Below are 19331 nucleotides of genomic sequence, written 5' to 3'. Positions count from 1 at the left end.
ACCCCATGAGTTTGGCTTGAACCAGCCAATTTTTCAATGATTATTTAAACGTGCGTTTGAAATTATGCTAAAGCAAGTGGTGTTCAGTGGTACGTTGATTGCAGCGTTGTTGTTCACTGGGTTGCCGAGCAAATCCCAGGCCGAACCAAGAATAAGCGACCCCGTTTGGGCGGTTGATGACGTGCGCGCGCAGCAGCGAGAATTGTATCCAAAAGCTGAGTTTGCCGCGCGCCGTGGTCGCCTGGTCGAGTATCAGTTGCTGTTAGAGCAGCTTGAGGGCTATCCATTAGTGCCTTATTTGCAGCTCGAGCGGCTACGTAAAACCGGTTATCTGGCCAATGAAGAGCAGGTATTAGAATTTTTGGCCGCTCACGAAGGCACACCACTGGATAGCCAACTACGTCGTCATTGGCTGAATTATCTGCAGAGTAAAGACCTCAAAAGCCGCTATGTTCGCGATTACCGTGTGCCGGCGACCACCGAACAGCAATGTTATTATTTGCGCTATCAATTAAGCCTCAAAGGCATGCCTGAGGACGCCATCTATCGCGCCGTTGATCAGCTCTGGCAGACCGGTGAATCGCTCCCTAAAGCTTGTGATCCATTACTATCAGCCTGGCAGCAAGCAGGGCAACGCAGCACCGAGCTAGTATGGGCGCGGGTGAAGCTGGCTGCCGAGGGTGGCAAACACAGCTTGTTACCCTATTTGGGTAGTTTATTACCGGAGTCGATGCGTTATCTGGCCGAGCATTATCATCGGGTACGCCGTGACCCAGCGCTGATCACGCGCTTGCACTACTTGACCGGGAAGTACCCGCAGCATGAAGCGGATATTGTCACTTATGCTTATGGGCGCTTGATTTGGCGCGATCCTGATCGGGCACTCACCCAGTTGACCCGTCTACCATCGCACATTGTTTTTTCGGAGCAACAGCACACCGAGCTTAAACAACGCTTTGCCGTGGCTTTGACCGCTAAGAACCACCCGCAAGCGGCGACTTGGTTGGCGCAACTAGAGCCCGCCGATCACACTGAACAGACACTACAGTGGCAATTGGCGGAATGGGTGCGCCAGGGCAATTGGCAAGCGCTGATAGATTTCACCCCAAAATTACCAACGGCGGCGGCAGAAAGCGGTGGATGGAGCTATTGGTATGCGCGGGCGCTGGCCGAAACCGGCGCTACGGTAGCGGCTGAGGTGGCACTGCAACAGGTTGCTCAGCAACGCAGTTATTATGGCTTTTTAGCGGCGGCGCGCTTAGGGCAACCGAAGCAACTCACCCGCGAGCCGGTGCTTTATAGCGCTGAAGAGATGCAACAGCTGCGCGACTTACCGGCGGTGCAGCGAGTGTATGAATTGTTGCAGCTCGATCGTTATGTAGAAGCGCGGCGCGAATGGTATGCACTGACTCAGCGCTCCGACGGCCGCCGTCAAGAACTCTTGGCGGTACTTGCTGATCAATGGGGTTGGCACGATCAAGCAATTTTCACGCTGGCACAAATTGGCGGCTACAATGCTGTGCAATTGCGTTTTCCGCTGGCTTACTTGGATGAACATAAACGGCAGTCAGAGAATGCTGGCATTGATGTAGATTGGGCCTTAGCCATTACCCGCCGTGAGAGCGCATTTCGATTTGATGCTCATTCTTCTGCGGGTGCGCATGGATTGATGCAGATTATGCCGAAGACTGCGGAGTATTTGGAGCGCAAGTTTATCTCACAACGAGAATTACAAAATGTCGTCACTAATATTCGCCTCGGTACCCATTATTTGGCTGAACTACGTGGGCGCCTAGGCGGCAATTGGGTACTTGCCACAGCGGCCTACAATGCTGGCATTTATCGGGTATTTGATTGGTTACCGGCGGATCCGATAGAGGTTGACCGCTGGATTGAGACCATCCCATTTCGCGAGACGCGTGACTATGTGAAAAATGTGCTGGCGTACCAGCAGATTTATCGCGAATTAAGCGGTAATACCGATTCGGTTTTCACGCCGCTGATTCCAATGCGAATTAGTGCCGAAGCTGCGGGGCGCTAGCGCAACAAAAAGGCTAAAATTCGGGTTGCGGTTCTAGCGTAAACGCCGCATAGTTTGCGTTATTCATGCAATCTACAGCATATAACTGAGCAGGATGAGGATGAAGCGTGCGCTTTAGCGGCATTTTTCGCATTTTGGGGCTACTAATCTGTTTGTTTAGCGTCTCGCTATTGCCCCCGGCTGTGGTGGCTTTTATTTATGGCGACGGCGGCGGTGTGGCCTTTATGCTGGCGTTTGCGGTGTGTTTAGCCATTGGCTTTGTGGTGTGGTACCCGAATCGCCATGAGCGCTCCGATTTAAAAGTGCGTGATGGCTTTTTGCTCACCGTATTGTTCTGGACGGTGCTCGGTATGGTGGGCTTTGTGCCGCTGTGGTTCGCCGAGGAATTACCGTTGTCCGTCACCGATGCCGTATTCGAATCATTTTCAGGGCTGACTACCACCGGCGCGACGGTGATTACCGGCTTGGAACTCCTGCCGAAAAGTATCTTGTTTTACCGTCAACAGCTGCAATGGTTAGGCGGTATGGGGATTATCGTGCTGGCAGTGGCGATTTTGCCCATGCTCGGCATTGGTGGCATGCAGCTCTATCGCGCTGAGATCCCAGGCCCGCTCAAAGATGCCAAAATGACGCCGCGCATCGCCGATACGGCAAAACATCTTTGGTATATCTATGTCGCGTTGACCGTGGCCTGTGCCGTAGCCTATCGCATTGCGGGTATGGGCTGGTTTGATGCTATCGGGCATTCGTTCTCGACCATTGCAGTGGGTGGGTTTAGTACTTATGACGCCAGTATGGGTCACTTTGATAGCAGCACCATCAATACCATCTGTGTCATATTTCTGCTGTTATCGTCGATGAATTTTGCCGTGCATTATGCCGCTATTACCGGCCGCAGCTTGAGTAATTACTGGCGCGATCCAGAAGTGCGTGCCTTTATACTGATTCAAGTGGCGCTCATTCTTACCGTGTTCATGACGGTATTTATCCACGGGGTATTCGACAATACCGAAACCGCGTTCAACCAAGCTATGTTCCAGGCCGTATCGATCAGCACCACGGCCGGCTTTGCCACCACCGACTTCGCCAGTTGGCCACTGTTTTTGCCCCTGCTATTAATTTTTTCCAGTTTTATTGGCGGCTGCGCGAGTTCAACTGCGGGTGGCTTAAAGGTCGTGCGCGTGGTGTTGCTGTATCGGCAAGGTGTGCGCGAGCTCAACCGTTTGGTGCATCCAGCGGGGGTGTTCTCGGTGAAGCTGGGTAATCGCATCTTGCCACAACGTGTGGTGGAGGCGGTATGGGGCTTCTTCGCCGCGTATGCCTTAGTGTTTGTGGTGATTATGCTCGGCGTATTAGCCACTGGGGTGGACGATCTCACCGCGTTTTCTGCGGTTGCGGCCTGCCTCAATAACTTAGGCCCTGGCCTCGGCGAGGTCGCGGCGAACTATGCCGGCTTGCCTGATCCGGCCAAATGGCTACTGGTGCTGGCGATGCTGTTTGGGCGCCTTGAGGTGTTCACCATCTTAGTGCTGCTGACGCCCACCTTCTGGCGCTCCTAAGCCACTTAAAAGAATCTTAGAAGAACAGGGCGCTCGGCTGGAACAGGCGTTCAACATCGCGAATATACTTTTTATCCACCAAGAACATGATCACGTGGTCATCGGGCTGAATAACCGTGTCATCATGCGCAATCAACACTTCGTGACCGCGTACAATTGCGCCTATGGTGGTGCCTGGCGGTAACTTGATTTCGCTGATGGTACGACCAATCACCTTAGAGGTCTTCTCGTCGCCGTGGGCCACTGCTTCAATGGCTTCCGCGGCGCCCTTGCGCAATGAATAGGCATTGACGATATCGCCTTTGCGAATCAATGACAGCAGCGCCGATACCGTAGCCGCTTGCGGTGAAATAGCGATATCAATGACGTTATCTTGGACCAAATCAACATAGGCTTCGCGCTGAATCAGCACCATGGTCTTTTTGGCGCCCATTTTCTTCGCCAACATAGCACTCATAATGTTGGCTTCATCGTCGTTGGTCACAGCAATAAACACATCGATATCTTCAATGTGCTCGTCGCTGAGCAAGCGCGACTCTGAGGCGTCACCTTCTAGCACGGTGGTGTGCTCGAGTGCTTCGTTAAGTTTTTGCGCACGGGTTAAATCGCGCTCAATTAACTTCACCGTGTGATTTTCTTCCAACATTTTGGCCAGGCCCGCCCCAATATTGCCGCCACCGGCAATCATAACCCGGCGATATTGATGCTCGAGCTTTTGCATTTCTTCCATCACTAAGCGCACGTAGCGTGTATCGGTGATAAAAAACACCTCATCACCGGCTTCAATCACCGTGGTGCCCATGGGTTTGATGGCTTGCCCTTGGCGGAAAATAGCTGCCACCCGGGTTTCAACGTTGGGCATGTGGTCTTTTAAGGTGGCGATGGCATGACCCACCAATTTGCCGCCATAATAAGCACGAACAGCCACTAAACTGGCGCGCCCACCAGCAAATTCCATCACTTGTAAGGCGCCGGGATAATCCACCAAACGCTTGATGTACATGGTGACTTGCTGCTCTGGCGAAATTAAATGGTCGACCGGAATATCATCTTTGTGAAACAGCTGATCTTTGTAATCAATAAAGGCGTCGGAACGGATGCGGGCAATGCGGCGTGGGGTGCGGAATAGGGTATATGCAATCTGACAGGCCAGCATATTGGTTTCATCACTGGGAGTCACTGCAATCAGCATATCGGCGTCTTCACAGCCGGCGTCACGAAGTACCCGGGGGTGTGAGGCGTGGCCTAAAATAGTCCGAATATCGTGACTATCACCGAGGGTGGATAAACGGTCAGGATTAGAATCGACGACTGTAATATCGTTATCTTCACCGACCAGGTTTTCTGCGAGCGTACCGCCTACTTGACCACCACCGAGAATGATAATTTTCATTGCCGCTTTTCCAATTTTGCGTAGTAAAAGCCGTCACCGGCGAGGTCGCCGGGCAGCCATTGCCAATCAGCACCACCCTGCATACCGAGAGAAATCAGTTGTGCATCGTCATGAGTGGCCAAAAAGGCTTGAATTTGTTCCGCATTTTCCGCGGGTATAATCGAACAGGTTGCGTATAACAGCGTACCACCTGGTTTCAGTGTCGACCAGAGCGCAGTGAGGATCTGTTGCTGTAAGGTGACCAAGGCACTGATATCAGTTGCCCGCCGTAGCCATTTAATATCGGGATGGCGGCGGATCACGCCAGTTGCCGAGCAGGGCGCATCCAGCAAAATGCGGTCAAATAGCTGACCATCCCACCAACTGGCTGGGTCACTGGCGTCAGCACAATACACTTCGGCTTGCAGTTGCAGCCGTTGTAAATTGTCGTGCACTCGCTGTAAACGGCTGGCGTCAGCGTCAATGGCGACTACCTGCGCCAGTGGTTGATGCTCGAGGATGTGCGCGGTTTTGCCACCAGGCGCGGCACAACAATCTAAAATGCGCTCACCGGCCTCGGCACCCAATAGCCACGCGGCATGTTGCGCAGCAATATCCTGCACCGATACCCAGCCGTCGGCAAAATGCGGCAAGCGCTGCACATCGACGGGCTGCATCAATTGAATTGCTGAGGGCAATGGTGATTCTTGTTGTACGGCTATATCAGCGGCCTCAAGTAAGGCCAGATAATCACTGCGATGAGTGCGCTGTTCATTGATCCGCAGCCACATGGGTGGCTGTTGATTATTGGCGACGAAAATCTGCTCAGCGCGCTCTGGGTAATGTTGCTGAATGAGATCAGCTAACCAGCGCGGATGATTATGTTGTAGTTCCGGGTGGTCGCACAGCTGAGCTTCGAACTGGTCACGCTGGCGCTGCACATTGCGTAAAATTGCGTTAATCAGTGATTTCTGCCGGCTTTGTTTGAGCAGCACAGTGGCTTCAACCGTGGCGGCTACTGCAGCATGGTCGCTGGTACGCAGGTACAGCAGCTGATAGATGCCGACCAGTAAAAGGCTGTGCAGCACCAGCAGGTCTTTTTTCAAGGGCTTACTAAGCAGCTGGCGAATAATAAAATTGAGCTGTGGCAATACCCGCAATACGCCGTAACAGATGGTTTGTGTTAGCGCGCGGTCACGCCCTTCAAGGCTTGCGGTGAGCGGCGGTAAGGCTTGGCTCAGCGACTTTTGCTGCTCCAGTACCTGATACAGGGCTAATGCCGCGGCAGCGCGACTGGCGGCGCCACTAGCGGCCATGGGCTGCTCCTGCAGCAGCCACTGCGGCTAAACAGCTACCGACGCCGAGCCAATCGCTGCGGCCGTTTAGAAAATCCGCCGCGCTCAATGGCTTTTTCCCGGCTGGTTGTAATTCCAATAAGCGCAAGGCGCCAGCGCTGGTTTGTATCACAATACCGTGTTTATCGGCGCTTAGAATAGTTCCAGGTGATGCTGAGCTGGTGCTGGTTTCAGCGCTACTCCGCCACACTTTGACCACCTCACCGTTGTTGGCGATGAACCAGCAAATTGGCCAAGGATTAAACGCTCGTACCCAACGTTCAAGTACTGTCGCAGGTTGTTGCCAGTCGAGTTGCGCTTCGTCTTTGCTGAGTTTGTGCGCGTAGGTCACGGTACTGGGGTCTTGTGGCTGCGCCTGCTTCAGTTTGCTTGGTAGTTGACGCAAACAATCCAGTAACGCCTGTGGGCCCAGTTCGGCGAGCTTATCGTAGAGACTTGCCGAGGTATCCTCAGGACTAATGGCTAAGCGCGCGGTGGCGAGCACTGGCCCGCTATCGAGGCCCAATTCCATGGTCATGATGGCCACGCCGGTGTCGCTATCGCCGGCCCACAACGCTCGTTGAATCGGTGCTGCGCCGCGCCAGCGCGGTAATAACGAACCGTGCACATTAATACAGCCATAGCGCGGCATATCGAGCACCGCTTGCGGTAGCATCAGACCATAAGCCACCACCACCATTACATCCGCTTGGTATTGTGCAAGTTGTTGCTGGGCGCTGGCAGTCTTCAAGCTCGGTGGCTGTTCAATGGCTAAACCATGCTGTTGCGCCAGCTGTTTGACCGCCGATGGCTGGAGTTTTTGCCCGCGCCCAGCCGGTCGGTCGGGTTGGGTATAGACCGCAACAATATCGAAATCGGCGCTATCAATCAGGGCTTGCAGATGGCGCGCAGCGAAGTCGGGGGTGCCGGCAAAAATAACCCGCATGGGCTTAACTGACTCCCAGTTTGTAGTCTTTTTCTAACTTTTTACGAATACGGTCACGTTTCAACGGCGACAGATAATCGACAAACAACACGCCATTTAAATGGTCAAGCTCATGCTGAATGCAGATTGCCAGTAAGCCATCGGCGGTCAAGGAGAAGCGCTCGCCGTTGCGATCTAACGCCGATACGGTCACCGTGCCAGCGCGTTCAACTTTGGTATACACCCCTGGAAACGACAGACAGCCTTCTTCGTTGCCGAATAAACCGTCTTTTTCAGTAATCTCAGGGTTAATAAATACCAAGGGCTCGTTCTGATCATTACTGCAGTCAGCAACGAATAAGCGCCAGTGATAATCGACCTGGGTTGCCGCTAGCCCCACCCCATTGGACTCATACATGGTTTCGAACATGTCATCGATTTGCTTACGCACAGCGTCGGTGACTTCCGCAATGGGTTTCGCCACGGTGCGCAAACGCGGATCAGGGTATTTTAAAATGGTTAATTTACTCATAAGCTGTCATTCACTAGTTTCATCTTGGCCAATTTTAACGTAATTTGTGGCTGAACACACGGTTTTACAATGGAGCTCAACATGAAAATCGGGCGACTGCTTTGTTTAGCGTTATTCGCACTAGTCACCACCAGTATACCGCTGGCGCTGGCTAATGAAGGCGATGTGCTGCGTTTGCGCGCTGATGCCCCGCAACAGTATGTGGTCAAGAAAGGCGATACGCTGTGGGCGATTTCCGAAATATTTCTCAACGACCCGTGGTTATGGCCGGAATTGTGGCAAATCAATGAGGATATTGCCAATCCGCATCTGATCTATCCGGGCGACAGACTTACGCTGATTTGGGTAGATGGTAAACCGCGGCTTACCCGCAAGAGCCAACAGGTGCTCTTACCTGAAGGTCAAGTGGCAGCGAAAGGCGATGCTATTCCATGGTTCCCAGGCGAATGGTTGCAACCCTTTATGATTGATCATCGGGTCATAGCCAGTGAGCAACTTACAGATCTGCCGCAGGTCATGGGTGATAACCGTAAAGCCTCTCGCGTGAACGGTATGGCGCCTGTGTATGTCAGCGGCAAACCAGCCTTTGGTAGCTATCGGGTCTACACGCCGGTGGCGCAGGTGGGTGACAACACCTTATTGCGGTATGTGGCAAAAGCTGATTTATCGGTGAATTTCGGTGACTTGGTAGAAGGCACGCTGAGCCATCTGCAACGCGAAGTAAAACTTGGTGATGTATTGCTGGAGGGCGATGATCCGGTGTTGCCTGAGCGTATTGAAATCACCTCAGGGCAGCCGCTGACTGGCTATATTGCCGCCGCCCTTAATGAGCGTAAGCAACAAGGCTTGTACGATATCGTATTGTTACCTTATGGCAGTAGCAGTGGCGTCGAAATTGGTCAAATGTACCAAGCTGTGCGTGCCGGTGTTGAAGTATTTACCGGTGGTGATCAGCCGAAAGCGGTTAATTATTATGACCCCGCCGATGATTTATCGCGTTTTTGGCGTGATACCACACGCTTACCTGCGGCGGTCACCGCCGAACTAATGGTGTTGAAAGTAGATGCCAATGTCAGTTACGCCATGGTGGTCGACGCTGAAGAATGGCTGCAAGTAGGTGATTATTTCGTACCAAAATATCTCAATAATTCGCGCTAAACGCGCCTAAGGTGGTTCAGCATGGATGCTGATACTCTTACCGCGCTGCTGCAATTGCAGCGCAGTCCCGCCCGCAATCGTCATCACGCCATGCGCTGTAGTAGCTTGGCCCAGGCTCAGCAGCAATTACCCGCAGTCGATATTGACCAACGTGAGCTGAACCGCTGCCTGGCTTGGCTTGAGCAGCCGCAGCAGCATTTAGTGCATTGGTATCATCCCGATTACCCTGAAGCGTTGCGCCATATTGCCGCACCGCCACCCATGTTGTTTGTGCGCGGTGACCGTAGTTTGCTCACTCAGCCACAGGTCGCTTTAGTCGGTAGTCGTAATGCCAGCCCAGTGGGTCAGCACAGTGCAGCCCATTTTGCCGCCACACTTGCCAGTGCAGGCATTGTCGTGAGTAGTGGCTTAGCCACTGGTATAGATGCCGCGGCTCATCGCAGTGCGCTTCAGCATGGCCGCACATTGGCAGTACTCGGTACTGGTGCTGATTGCTACTACCCGCCGCGGAACCGCCAACTACAGCAGCAAATTGCCCAAGCTGGCGCGCTGGTCACCGAGTTCACTCCGGGAACACGTGCCAGGGCCGATCATTTTCCCCGCCGTAACCGTATCCTAAGTGGACTCAGCGAGGGAGTACTTGTCATTGAAGCCAAACGGCAAAGCGGCACACTCAATACCGCACGCTTGGCACTGGAGCAAAACAAGCGCTTGTGGGCCTTACCTGGGTCAATTTGGGATGTCGGTATGGCGGGCTGCTTACAGCTTTTACAGCAAGGCGCTCAGCTGGTAACACAGGTTGGCGATATCATCGCTGATCTCGGTTTGCGGATTACCCCGCCTGACGTCACCGAAACGTCACAAAATAAATCTGCAGAATGCTTGGCAAACCCCGCATTGTTGGCTAATGTGGGAACTGAGGTCACCGCATTAGATACTATCGTGGCACGTAGCGGACTACCGGTCGCTATTGTTACTGAGCAGTTGGTATTGTTGGAACTGGCGGGGGTAGTTACCTCAGTTGCCGGTGGTTACATAAAAATGGGGAGGCGCTAACGATGTTTGATATCCTCATGTACCTGTTTGAGAACTATATCCATTCTGAAATGGAAGTAGTGGTAGACCATGACGAGCTTACGGATGAATTGACGCGGGCAGGTTTTCACCGTCAAGAAATTCATAAAGCTTTGGTGTGGTTGGAGCGGCTAACAGAATTACAAGAGTGCCAAACCAAACCCTACTTAAATCGTTCTCCAAACAGCGCTACGCGTGTTTACACAGCCGAAGAAACGGCGCGTTTAGACGTCGATAGTCGGGGCTTTTTAATGTATCTCGAGAATCTCGGGGTGCTCGATTTCTCGACCCGTGAAATGGTGGTTGACCGGGTCATGGAACTCGACACACAGCAATTCTCTCTGGATGATCTGAAGTGGGTGGTATTGATGGTGCTATTCAATGTGCCAGGCCACGAAGCGGCTTATGATCAAATGGAAGGCTTGTTGTTTGAACAGGCGGAAGGTCTGTTGCATTAAATGAGCAACGATACGTTTCTGGAGCCACAGCCACTGGGCGTGCCATGCCCCCGGTGTCAGCGAGAACTGCAATTGAAAAAGGGCCGCTACGGCCTGTTTGTCGGCTGTAGTGGTTATCCTGACTGTGATTATATGACCGCTGCCGATTTTGACCCCGGCACTGACGTGTCTTGTCCCACCTGCCAACACGGCAAATTAGTGCAAAAGACCAGTCGCTTTGGTAACTCATTTTATGCCTGCGACCAATACCCTCATTGCCGTTTTTCGGTTAATCTGCCGCCAGTGGCGGAAGCGTGCCCCAAATGTGGTTTTGCCCTGTTGTTGAAGAAGCGTTCCAGCAACGGTGAGCGGCTCATTTGCGCGCAACCCGAATGTGACTACAAATCAACCGTGAGTTAGTGAACGCCAGTGATGACAGACGATTTTCAAGCAGCACGCGAGGCCTTTCGGCAAGGTCAACTTTTAGCCTATCCCACCGAGGCGGTGTTCGGTTTTGGCTGCGACCCTCGTAATCTAGACGCCTTACAAAAATTGTTGGCGATTAAGCAGCGGCCACAAGATAAAGGGCTGATTTTATTAGCGGCAGACTACAGCCAGTTACTCCCGTTCGTGGATGACCGCGCTATTCCACAGCAGTTGCGCTTTGCTATTTTTTCGCAGTGGCCCGGTTTTGTCACCCAACTATTACCCGCTGCGGCTAGTGTGCCGGAAGCGCTGCGCGGCGCTCATGACCAAATAGCGGTGCGTATCACCGCGTTTGAACCCGCGCGACAGCTCTGCAAAGCACTCGGTAGCGCAATTGTCTCAACCAGTGCCAACCGCAGTGGTGAGCCGGCATTGCGCGATGCAGCCGCGGTCGCCGAGCAATTTGCTGACGAGCTGGGGTGGATCATGCAACAGCCAACCGGTGGCGCCGAGCGCCCAAGTCGTATTATTGACCCTATGTCACAACGAATTATTCGAGAGTAATCATGCAACACCAGATGCTAGAGCAAGTAAATGCTTACCTCACTGCATTGCAAGACCGTATTTGTGCAGGCCTTGAGCAAGCCGATGGCAGCGCACACTTTGCTGAGGAAAGCTGGCAGCGCCCCGGTGGGGGCGGTGGCCGCTCGCGGGTACTGCGTGATGGTGCGGTACTAGAACAAGGTGGGGTGGGCTATTCCCATGTATTCGGCGAACATATGCCGGCCTCTGCCACCGCCCATCGGCCGGAGCTGGCAGGGCGCAGTTTCAATGCTTGCGGCGTGAGTTTGGTGCAACATCCGCACAATCCGTATATCCCGACCAGTCATGCCAATGTGCGTTTTTTTATCGCCGAAAAGGCTGATGCTGAGCCGGTCTGGTGGTTCGGTGGTGGCTTTGATTTAACCCCATTTTATCCCTTTATGGATGATGTGAAGCATTGGCACCAAGTGGCTAAAGCAGCGCTGGATCCATTTGGTCGCGAACTTTACCCGGCTTATAAAAAATGGTGCGATGAGTATTTTTGGCTCAAACACCGCAACGAGACGCGCGGTGTCGGTGGGCTATTTTTTGATGACTTGAACGAGCGTGGCTTTGAGCAATGCTTTGCCATTATGCGCGCCGTCGGCGATGCCTATTTAGAGGCGTATTTACCGATCATTGAGCGCCGCAAAAATACTCCCTACGGCGAGCGTGAGCGGCAGTTCCAATTGTATCGGCGCGGTCGTTATGTGGAGTTTAATTTGGTCTGGGACCGTGGCACGTTGTTTGGCTTACAAACCGGCGGGCGTACCGAATCTATTTTGATGTCGATGCCACCGCTGGCGCGCTGGGAATATGGCTATCAGCCGCAGGCAGGGAGCGCTGAGGCCGATCTGTATGACAACTACTTGCGCCCGCGCGACTGGCTGACGCTGCCGTAGCGGGACACTTGGATTTTTTTGAGAAACTCAAACATGACACTGTTTACGGTAATTGGGAATCCGGTGGCACATAGCCTTTCACCGCAGATTCACCACTTGTTTGCCCAACAATTTGGTCGCGAATTGCGTTATACCCGCAGTTTATCGTCGCCGGCTAAATTTGCCCGCACCGTGAGCGAATTTTTTCGTTACGGTGGTACTGGTGCTAATGTTACCGTGCCATTTAAGCAAGCGGCGCTGGCGCTATGTAGCCAGTTATCTGCCCGAGCTGAAGCTGCGGCAGCGGTCAATACCCTGCAACTGCGCGAACACGGTCAGCTGTTTGGGGATAACACCGATGGCATAGGGCTGGTGGCCGATTTACATCGTCAGTACGGCGATTTAAGTGCTGCGCGGGTGGTGTTGTTAGGTGCTGGTGGTGCCGCACGTGGAGTGATCGCACCACTATTACAGGCAGGAGTCAGCAGTATTGTAATTGCCAATCGGACGCTCGCTAGCGCGCAGCAGCTAGTCGCACAATTTACTCCGAGTTACCCGCGGCAACTGACCGCGTTGGCATTATCCGACATGACACCGCAGCAGTGTCAGCAAGCGTTAATCATCAACGCCACCAGTGCGGCTTGGAGCGGTCAGAACCTGGCGATAGCGGCAGAGTGCTTGGCCGCCACAGCATTGGTCTACGATATGAATTATGGTGCCCAACCGACGCCGTTGCTGCAACAGGCAGCGGCTGCTGGGGCGCAGCGGAGTGTTGATGGTCTCGGTATGTTAGTGGAGCAAGCGGCGCTGAGTTTTGCCTTGTGGCATGATGGCTTAACGCCAAACACCGACTCTGTATTACAGCAGTTACGAGCGAGTCTTAAGCGCTGACAGGCGATTAATCGCGAATGACAATATCGGGGTTTAAATCGACATCACCTTCGCTATTGACCGTAGCGAATTCAACGCCACGGCGAACTACCGCGATAGCACCTTTAGGGTGATTGCGGATAAAAGCCAGGTCGTAGCCGAATTTTTGCAGCTGATACACGCCAAACTTTTGATCCATCGACAAACGTTCCCACCACTCGGATTGATTTAACGCAATACGGCGGCGCTCGAAATCCTCGAGTTGTTGTAACTCTTCTTTGGTAAGCTTCATCGGCTGTACATCCATAGTAACCCTGCTCTGAGCGTAGGTAAAAAACCTTAAAAGCGCCAGTAAAATATGATCATTAGTATAGCTTAATAAAAATTATTTATTGATTACATTTGCATCTAAAGAATGTAAGCGTTGCGCAAAAATTGATCTAAAAAAACCTAAATCGGTACTAGCTTTCGGCCGACATTATGGTAGTCTTAACACGTTCTTTAACGAACGTCGGGTTTACCCCAGTTTTCAGTTTCCACAACTGACACAACAACAAAAAAATAAGCTGTCAGGAATTTCAAGTTACGCAATTCCTTGTATTATAAGCAGTTTTTTATTGAAAACACCAGAGAGCTTTGGCTTCTTTCACTGGTGCAAAAGATCTTGTCAACAGACTTGTCCACAGCATATCCACATTTTTGTCCCGTTAGTAATGTCCCTGGTACGCTGGCTTGCAGCGCAGTGCTGTGGCATTCTTAGCGCCATGTGTCCCTTTCGCAAGTAGAGTAATTATGACTGCAACAGTACCTACCAATCCCTTTATTCTCGTGGATGGTTCGTCGTATCTATTTCGGGCGTATTACGCACCGCCGCATCTCACCAACTCAGCTGGCCAGCCCACAGGTGCAATTTATGGTGTGGTGAACATGCTGCGCAGCTTGATCACTAAATACCAGCCAACTCACATGGCGGTGATTTTCGATGCCAAAGGGCCTACTTTTCGCAATGACATGTACGATGCCTATAAGGCCAATCGACCGCCGATGCCCGATGACTTGCGCAGTCAAATAGAGCCGTTACATAAAATCGTTCAAGCGCTCGGGTTACCGTTACTCTGTATTGACGGGGTAGAGGCTGACGATGTGATCGGTACCTTGGCGCAGCAGGCTGCCGACAGCGGCCGCTTCACCCTGATCAGTACCGGTGACAAAGATATGGCGCAATTGGTCAATGATCATGTGATGTTAATTAACACCATGACCGATACCCTGCTGGATGAAGCCGGTGTGCTGGCGAAATATGGCGTACGCCCGGAGCAAATGATCGATTTTCTGGCCTTAATGGGGGACAGCTCGGATAACATTCCGGGGTTGCCGAAAGTGGGCGAAAAGACCGCATTGGCAATGCTACAGGGAATGAACAGTATTGATGCTATGTACGCCGACCCGCAGCAGGTAGCGGCGCTTGAGTTTCGCGGTGCCAAGACCATGCCGGACAAACTCATTGAGCACCAAGATATTCTATTACTATCACGTGAGTTAGCCACTATTAAGCTGGACGTGCCACTGGATTTCCACCCTGATGATCTGACCATTACCGAACCCGATAACGAGGCCTTATTGGCGTTGTATCAGCAGTGTGAGTTTCGCCGCTGGTTAGCTGAGATCAAAGCGCATGGCGCCGTTTCAGCTTATGTGGGTCATGCCGGTAAAGCCACCGCAGCTGCTATGAACTCCTCGATTGAGGCCAAACCAAGTGACAGCAGCCTCAGCGACACTGCCCCGCCGGCTAAGGTATCGGCACAGGATTATCAGCTGGTGACCAACCAGCAGGACTTCAACAGCTGGTTGCAACAGTTGCAGCAGGCACCGGCATTCGCTTTTGATACCGAAACCACCAGTCTGAATTACATGGAAGCCGAACTGGTTGGGGTAAGTTTTGCTATTGAAGCGGGCCAAGCAGCTTATGTGCCGGTGGCGCATGATTACCCGGGCGCACCCGACCAATTGTCGCGGCAGTGGGTGCTAGAACAGCTCAAGCCATTGCTGGAAGCTACGGTACCGGCCAAAATTGGGCAAAACCTCAAGTACGATAGCCACATTTTACGCCGCTACGATATTCGCCTGCAGGGAATTGCCGATGACACCATGCTGGCGTCTTATGTACTCGATAGTGTCGCTACACGCCATGATATGGATTCGCTGAGCCGCCATTATTTAGGCCATAACCCCATTAGTTTTGAGGATATCGCCGGTAAAGGCGCCAAACAGCTTACCTTTAATCAAATTGCGCTGGAGCAAGCCGGCCCTTATGCCGCTGAAGATGCCGATGTGACGTTACGTTTGCACCAGCAGCTGCGCCAACAATTATCGCCGCATCACGAGCTGCTGTCGGTACTGAGTGATATTGAGTTGCCGCTGGTACCGGTGCTGGTGGATATTGAGCAGCGCGGGGTACAAATTGATGCACCCTTGCTGGCGCGGCAGAGTCATGAGCTGGCCAAAGAGTTGCAGCAATTAGAGCAACAAGCCTACGAAATTGCCGGTGAAAGCTTTAATTTGAGCTCACCCAAACAGCTGCAACAGATTCTTTTTGATAAATTGGGTATTCCGCCGTTGAAGAAGACCCCAACTGGGCAGCCGTCTACCGCCGAAGATGTATTGCAAGAGCTGGCGCTCAATTATCCGTTGCCAGACGTGATCATGCGCCATCGGGGGTTGAGCAAACTGAAGTCAACTTACACCGATAAGTTGCCGAAAATGGTTAACCCGCGCACCAATCGTATTCATACCTCCTATCATCAGGCGGTTACTGCCACCGGGCGCTTGTCGTCTAGTGATCCGAACTTGCAGAATATCCCGATTCGCACCGAAGCAGGGCGCCGCGTGCGTAAGGCCTTTACTGCGCCCGATGGCTATCAGATTGTGGCGATTGACTACAGTCAAATTGAGCTGCGGATCATGGCGCATTTATCGCAGGATAAGCAGCTGCTCGAAGCTTTTTCAAAAGGACGTGATATTCACGCGGCAACTGCAGCAGAGGTGTTTGGTACGGCTTTAGAGCAGGTTACCAGCGAACAGCGGCGGCGTGCCAAAGCGGTAAACTTTGGCCTGATTTACGGCATGTCAGCATTTGGCCTGGCCCAGCAACTCGATATACCGCGTCACGAAGCGCAATTGTACATGGATAAATATTTCGAGCGCTTCCCTGGAGTGCTGCGTTATATGGAAGAAACCCGTAAAAAGGCCAAGCAGCATGGCTACGTAGAAACCTTATTTGGGCGTCGTCTGCAGCTGCCTGAAATTCGTGCCAGTAACCAAGGCCGGGTAAAAGCCGCCGAGCGTGCAGCGATCAACGCACCAATGCAAGGTACTGCGGCGGATATTATTAAGAAGGCGATGATTGATGTAGCAGCATTTATTCACCAACAAACCGAACCCGGTGAGGTGTACATGATCATGCAGGTACACGATGAATTAGTGTTCGAGGTGAAGCAGCAGCGTGTGGCGGCACTAATACCGCAACTGGTTGCGGTCATGGAGCACACTTGTAAGCTCGATGTGCCATTGATCGCTGAAGCAGGGCATGGTAACAACTGGGATGAAGCCCATTAAAAATATAATAAAATCAATAACATTTACTGAATTAATGAAATTTTAGTATTTTTCTGAACTTTTATTGATAGGGTCAGTCTGAATTATTGAAAGGCGCGGTAAACGGAAATGATGTAGACGTTTTTATTGCTTTTCATAGATTTCTCTCCCTGGATTGTTAGTTAATTTTGCCCGGCCATTGTGCCGGGCTTTCTTTTTTTACGGTTAGCAATCCATACCCCTGTGAGAATAGCCGCCATACCCAAGCCGTGTTCGATAAAAAACGGCTCACCATCGAGCACGCCAAGGATCAGCGCCACAATCGGGATCAAATAAGTGACCGAACTGGTAAAGGTGGTATCGGTCATTTTCACCACCGTATTAAAAATCACCAAGGCCGCAGCAGTACCGACAATAGCCAGCAGCAATATGGCAGTGACCGCTAGTGAGAACTGTGGCTGGTCAAACTGTTGGGTGAACGGGGTAAAGAAAAATAAGTAGATAAACGCCGGTGGTGCCATCAAAAACAAGCTCACGCCGGTAATCGTTAAGGCGCTTAAATCAGCAATTTTGTGCTTAATGACATTGAGGTTAATGCCGTAACAAATGGTCGCACCAACAATCAGTAGGGCATAGCTATTGAGGCTAAAATCACCGCTACTGTTGGCACTGATGAGTACCACAGTGCCGATCAAGCCCATCAACACACCCAGCCATTGCTGTGCTCTCGACGCTTGCTTAAATAGCACCACGCCAATCACTAGTGTGGCTAAGGGCGTTAAGGTGTTCAGCACGCCCGTTACGCCGCTGGCTAGTTGGGTTTGGCCAAAGGCAAATAAGAAGGCAGGAATAAAGCTGCCAACCAAGCCGACCGAGAATAGTTTGAGCAGGTGTTGGCGTTGTACGGTTTTAATACGCTGGGTGAGCCAAGGCAGCAGCACCAGGCCAGCAGTACCAATACGCAGTGCAGCTAATTGGTCAGGGCTAAACACTAACAAGCCCTTTTTCATCAGCAAAAATGAACTACCCCAGATTAAGGCCAGTAACAACAGCAGTAGCCAAGCCTTCAGTGGTGGCGTATCAACTGTCGCTGTGGTCATCGACGCTCGGTTCACTAGGGACGACTGGCTCGGTCAACCAAGCCGATAAAATAACTTCGACATTGGGTAAGCCAAGCTTGGTCAATGATGAGAACATTTCGACTTGAATATCGCCGCCAAATACCAACACTGCTTCACGCGCTTGTAATAGCGTTGATTTGCGTTGCCCCGGCTTGAGTTTGTCGGCTTTGGTTAGCAGCACTAATACGCGAATACCTGACGTGGTGGCCCATTCTAGAAGGTCTTGGTCGACATCCCGAAACGGGTGACGAATATCCATCATGACGACAATGCCGCGCAGGGCCTTACGGTGTTGTAGGTAATCACTTAACGCCAGCTGCCATTTTTCTTTCACCGCAATAGGTACTTTGGCGTAGCCGTACCCGGGTAAATCGATGAGACGCATGCCAGGTGCCACTTCAAATACGTTGATCAGCTGTGTGCGACCTGGGGTTTTACTGGTCCGTGCCAATGCCTTCTGGCGGGTGATGGTATTTAACGCGCTGGACTTGCCAGCATTGGAGCGCCCAGCAAACGCTATTTCCACACCTTCATCGGCAGGAAGTTGACGAATATCAGCGGCGCTGATGACAAATTTTGTAGGCTGAAAGTTTAAACTGGTGTTCATAGATGCGCATAACCGTGATAGATAGCGGATAGTATCATGATTAGGCATTTAATCCGCAGAAGTTTTGTGTAAAATAGCGTCTGTCACATAATCCAGAGCAGAGACCTCGATCATGAAAAAAGTAGCATTGGTTGTCGGGCTATATTTCGGTTTAAACCTTGCCTTTGCCGGTAACGCACAAGCGGCCACCGGTAATGCCGAAGCTGGCCAAGCGAAAGCTGCTGTATGTGCAGCCTGTCACGGTAGCAATGGTAATTCACCGTCAGACATGTACCCGAAAATTGCCGGTCAGCACGAATCGTATTTATTGAAGCAATTGCTCGATTATAAGCGTGCTTCTGAAACCGGCGGTGCCGAAGGCCGCAACAACGCCATTATGAGCGCCCAGGTGATGTTCTTAAGCGAGCAAGATATGGCTGATTTAGCTGCATACTTTGCTTCGCAAACTGCGCAAGGCGGTGAAGCGCCTGAAGAGGTCATCGCTGCGGCTGAGAAGCTCTATCGAGGTGGTGATGCTGAGCGTAAAATTGCTGCCTGTGCCGCCTGTCATGGCCCGCGTGGCGATGGCATGGGCTTAGCGAACTTCCCAGATATCTCTGGCCAACACGCTGCTTATACCATCGATCAGCTGAAGCAATTCCGCTCTGGTCAACGGGCCAATGACCCAAATGGCATGATGCGCGACGTTGCCGCCAAACTGACCGACGCCGATATGGAAGTGTTAGCGAAATACCTACAGGGCCTATATTAATAGCTTATTAGCGAGTCGTTAAGCCGCTATAAAAGTTAAAAAAATATAGCGGTAAAGACGAAAAGTT

18 protein-coding genes are annotated in these 19331 nt (G+C 52.0%); 11 read left to right on the top strand and 7 right to left on the bottom strand.

Annotated features, from left to right (window positions below; translation table 11 throughout):
- The first annotated feature begins 64 nt into the window (after positions 1-64).
- Positions 65-2041 carry a transglycosylase SLT domain-containing protein gene (locus tag EFO84_RS06845; RefSeq protein ID WP_127347303.1) on the top strand — a complete coding sequence of 659 codons (1977 nt, stop codon included), beginning with the start codon at positions 65-67 and terminating at the stop codon, positions 2039-2041.
- Between the two features lie 107 nt (positions 2042-2148).
- On the top strand, positions 2149-3600 hold the full coding sequence (locus EFO84_RS06840; protein ID WP_127347302.1) for a TrkH family potassium uptake protein: 1452 nt from the start codon (positions 2149-2151) through the stop codon (positions 3598-3600).
- Between the two features lie 16 nt (positions 3601-3616).
- Here EFO84_RS06840 and trkA read toward each other — a convergent pair whose 3' ends face one another.
- Genes trkA through def form a run of 4 tightly spaced genes read right to left on the bottom strand, consistent with a single transcriptional unit; the run spans position 3617 to position 7763 of the window.
- On the bottom strand, positions 3617-4993 hold the full coding sequence (gene trkA / locus EFO84_RS06835) for a Trk system potassium transporter TrkA (RefSeq protein ID WP_127347301.1): 1377 nt from the start codon (positions 4991-4993) through the stop codon (positions 3617-3619).
- Entirely contained in the window at positions 4990-6288 is a 1299-nt protein-coding gene (rsmB, locus tag EFO84_RS06830) for a 16S rRNA (cytosine(967)-C(5))-methyltransferase RsmB (RefSeq protein ID WP_127347300.1), read from the bottom strand. The genes trkA and rsmB overlap by 4 nt, the downstream gene beginning before the upstream one ends.
- The gene (fmt, locus tag EFO84_RS06825; RefSeq protein ID WP_127347299.1) at positions 6278-7252 is read right to left on the bottom strand and encodes a methionyl-tRNA formyltransferase; all 975 of its coding nucleotides are present in this window, start codon (positions 7250-7252) and stop codon (positions 6278-6280) included. Before fmt ends, rsmB begins: the two co-directional genes overlap by 11 nt.
- 4 nt (positions 7253-7256) lie before the next feature.
- On the bottom strand, positions 7257-7763 hold the full coding sequence (def, locus tag EFO84_RS06820) for a peptide deformylase (RefSeq protein WP_127347298.1): 507 nt from the start codon (positions 7761-7763) through the stop codon (positions 7257-7259).
- 81 nt (positions 7764-7844) lie between these two features.
- Between def and EFO84_RS06815 the strand changes: the two genes are divergently transcribed.
- The 7 genes from EFO84_RS06815 to aroE are packed head-to-tail and all read left to right on the top strand — an operon-like array spanning position 7845 to position 13212.
- The gene (locus EFO84_RS06815) at positions 7845-8921 is read left to right on the top strand and encodes a LysM peptidoglycan-binding domain-containing protein (RefSeq protein ID WP_164742398.1); all 1077 of its coding nucleotides are present in this window, start codon (positions 7845-7847) and stop codon (positions 8919-8921) included.
- Between the two features lie 21 nt (positions 8922-8942).
- Positions 8943-9977, top strand: coding sequence for a DNA-processing protein DprA (gene dprA, locus EFO84_RS06810; protein WP_127347296.1), 1035 nt, complete (start codon positions 8943-8945; stop codon positions 9975-9977).
- A gap of 2 nt (positions 9978-9979) precedes the next feature.
- On the top strand, positions 9980-10453 hold the full coding sequence (locus tag EFO84_RS06805) for a DUF494 family protein (protein WP_127347295.1): 474 nt from the start codon (positions 9980-9982) through the stop codon (positions 10451-10453).
- Positions 10454-10852: a DNA topoisomerase family protein gene (locus tag EFO84_RS06800; protein ID WP_127347294.1), complete on the top strand. Its 399-nt coding sequence runs from the start codon at positions 10454-10456 to the stop codon at positions 10850-10852. It begins immediately after the preceding gene.
- A 12-nt stretch (positions 10853-10864) separates the two neighbouring features.
- Positions 10865-11422, top strand: a complete 558-nt coding sequence (gene tsaC, locus EFO84_RS06795; protein ID WP_127347293.1) for an L-threonylcarbamoyladenylate synthase type 1 TsaC — start codon at positions 10865-10867, stop codon at positions 11420-11422.
- A 2-nt stretch (positions 11423-11424) separates the two neighbouring features.
- Positions 11425-12342: an oxygen-dependent coproporphyrinogen oxidase gene (gene hemF / locus EFO84_RS06790; RefSeq protein ID WP_127347292.1), complete on the top strand. Its 918-nt coding sequence runs from the start codon at positions 11425-11427 to the stop codon at positions 12340-12342.
- A gap of 33 nt (positions 12343-12375) precedes the next feature.
- Positions 12376-13212, top strand: a complete 837-nt coding sequence (aroE, locus tag EFO84_RS06785) for a shikimate dehydrogenase (RefSeq protein ID WP_127347291.1) — start codon at positions 12376-12378, stop codon at positions 13210-13212.
- A 7-nt stretch (positions 13213-13219) separates the two neighbouring features.
- On the opposite strand, the gene EFO84_RS06780 is transcribed toward aroE, so the two are convergent.
- Positions 13220-13498, bottom strand: a complete 279-nt coding sequence (locus EFO84_RS06780) for a hypothetical protein (protein WP_127347290.1) — start codon at positions 13496-13498, stop codon at positions 13220-13222.
- Between the two features lie 485 nt (positions 13499-13983).
- Here EFO84_RS06780 and polA point away from each other — a divergent pair, with 485 nt between their 5' ends.
- A complete protein-coding gene (gene polA, locus EFO84_RS06775) occupies positions 13984-16806 on the top strand; it encodes a DNA polymerase I (protein WP_127347289.1) in 2823 nt (940 codons plus the stop codon).
- 161 nt (positions 16807-16967) lie between these two features.
- On the opposite strand, the gene EFO84_RS06770 is transcribed toward polA, so the two are convergent.
- Positions 16968-17885 (bottom strand): DMT family transporter, encoded by a 918-nt coding sequence (locus EFO84_RS06770; protein ID WP_127347288.1) that lies wholly within the window; start codon positions 17883-17885, stop codon positions 16968-16970.
- The gene (yihA, locus tag EFO84_RS06765) at positions 17866-18513 is read right to left on the bottom strand and encodes a ribosome biogenesis GTP-binding protein YihA/YsxC (protein ID WP_127347287.1); all 648 of its coding nucleotides are present in this window, start codon (positions 18511-18513) and stop codon (positions 17866-17868) included. The genes EFO84_RS06770 and yihA overlap by 20 nt, the downstream gene beginning before the upstream one ends.
- 112 nt (positions 18514-18625) lie before the next feature.
- On the opposite strand from yihA, the gene EFO84_RS06760 reads away from it, so the two are divergent.
- Positions 18626-19264, top strand: a complete 639-nt coding sequence (locus tag EFO84_RS06760) for a c-type cytochrome (protein ID WP_127347286.1) — start codon at positions 18626-18628, stop codon at positions 19262-19264.
- Positions 19265-19331 lie beyond the last annotated feature (67 nt).

Origin of the sequence: Pseudidiomarina mangrovi (genome assembly GCF_003999375.1) — a bacterium.
GTDB classification, from domain to species: domain Bacteria; phylum Pseudomonadota; class Gammaproteobacteria; order Enterobacterales; family Alteromonadaceae; genus Pseudidiomarina; species Pseudidiomarina mangrovi.
Note: the sequence above shows the minus strand (reverse complement) of the source record. Positions and strands in the feature narration are given on the sequence as shown.

Bases quoted from the DNA above. Each gene is read 5' to 3' on its own strand.
- EFO84_RS06845 (WP_127347303.1), top strand. From the start codon at position 65: ATGCTAAAGCAAGTGGTGTTCAGTGGTACGTTGATTGCAGCGTTGTTG.
- trkA (WP_127347301.1), bottom strand. From the start codon at position 4,993: ATGAAAATTATCATTCTCGGTGGTGGTCAAGTAGGCGGTACGCTCGCA.
- rsmB (WP_127347300.1), bottom strand. From the start codon at position 6,288: ATGGCCGCTAGTGGCGCCGCCAGTCGCGCTGCCGCGGCATTAGCCCTG.
- fmt (WP_127347299.1), bottom strand. From the start codon at position 7,252: ATGCGGGTTATTTTTGCCGGCACCCCCGACTTCGCTGCGCGCCATCTG.
- def (WP_127347298.1), bottom strand. From the start codon at position 7,763: ATGAGTAAATTAACCATTTTAAAATACCCTGATCCGCGTTTGCGCACC.
- EFO84_RS06815 (WP_164742398.1), top strand. From the start codon at position 7,845: ATGAAAATCGGGCGACTGCTTTGTTTAGCGTTATTCGCACTAGTCACC.
- dprA (WP_127347296.1), top strand. From the start codon at position 8,943: ATGGATGCTGATACTCTTACCGCGCTGCTGCAATTGCAGCGCAGTCCC.
- EFO84_RS06805 (WP_127347295.1), top strand. From the start codon at position 9,980: ATGTTTGATATCCTCATGTACCTGTTTGAGAACTATATCCATTCTGAA.
- EFO84_RS06800 (WP_127347294.1), top strand. From the start codon at position 10,454: ATGAGCAACGATACGTTTCTGGAGCCACAGCCACTGGGCGTGCCATGC.
- tsaC (WP_127347293.1), top strand. From the start codon at position 10,865: ATGACAGACGATTTTCAAGCAGCACGCGAGGCCTTTCGGCAAGGTCAA.
- hemF (WP_127347292.1), top strand. From the start codon at position 11,425: ATGCAACACCAGATGCTAGAGCAAGTAAATGCTTACCTCACTGCATTG.
- aroE (WP_127347291.1), top strand. From the start codon at position 12,376: ATGACACTGTTTACGGTAATTGGGAATCCGGTGGCACATAGCCTTTCA.
- EFO84_RS06780 (WP_127347290.1), bottom strand. From the start codon at position 13,498: ATGGATGTACAGCCGATGAAGCTTACCAAAGAAGAGTTACAACAACTC.
- polA (WP_127347289.1), top strand. From the start codon at position 13,984: ATGACTGCAACAGTACCTACCAATCCCTTTATTCTCGTGGATGGTTCG.
- EFO84_RS06770 (WP_127347288.1), bottom strand. From the start codon at position 17,885: ATGACCACAGCGACAGTTGATACGCCACCACTGAAGGCTTGGCTACTG.
- yihA (WP_127347287.1), bottom strand. From the start codon at position 18,513: ATGAACACCAGTTTAAACTTTCAGCCTACAAAATTTGTCATCAGCGCC.
- EFO84_RS06760 (WP_127347286.1), top strand. From the start codon at position 18,626: ATGAAAAAAGTAGCATTGGTTGTCGGGCTATATTTCGGTTTAAACCTT.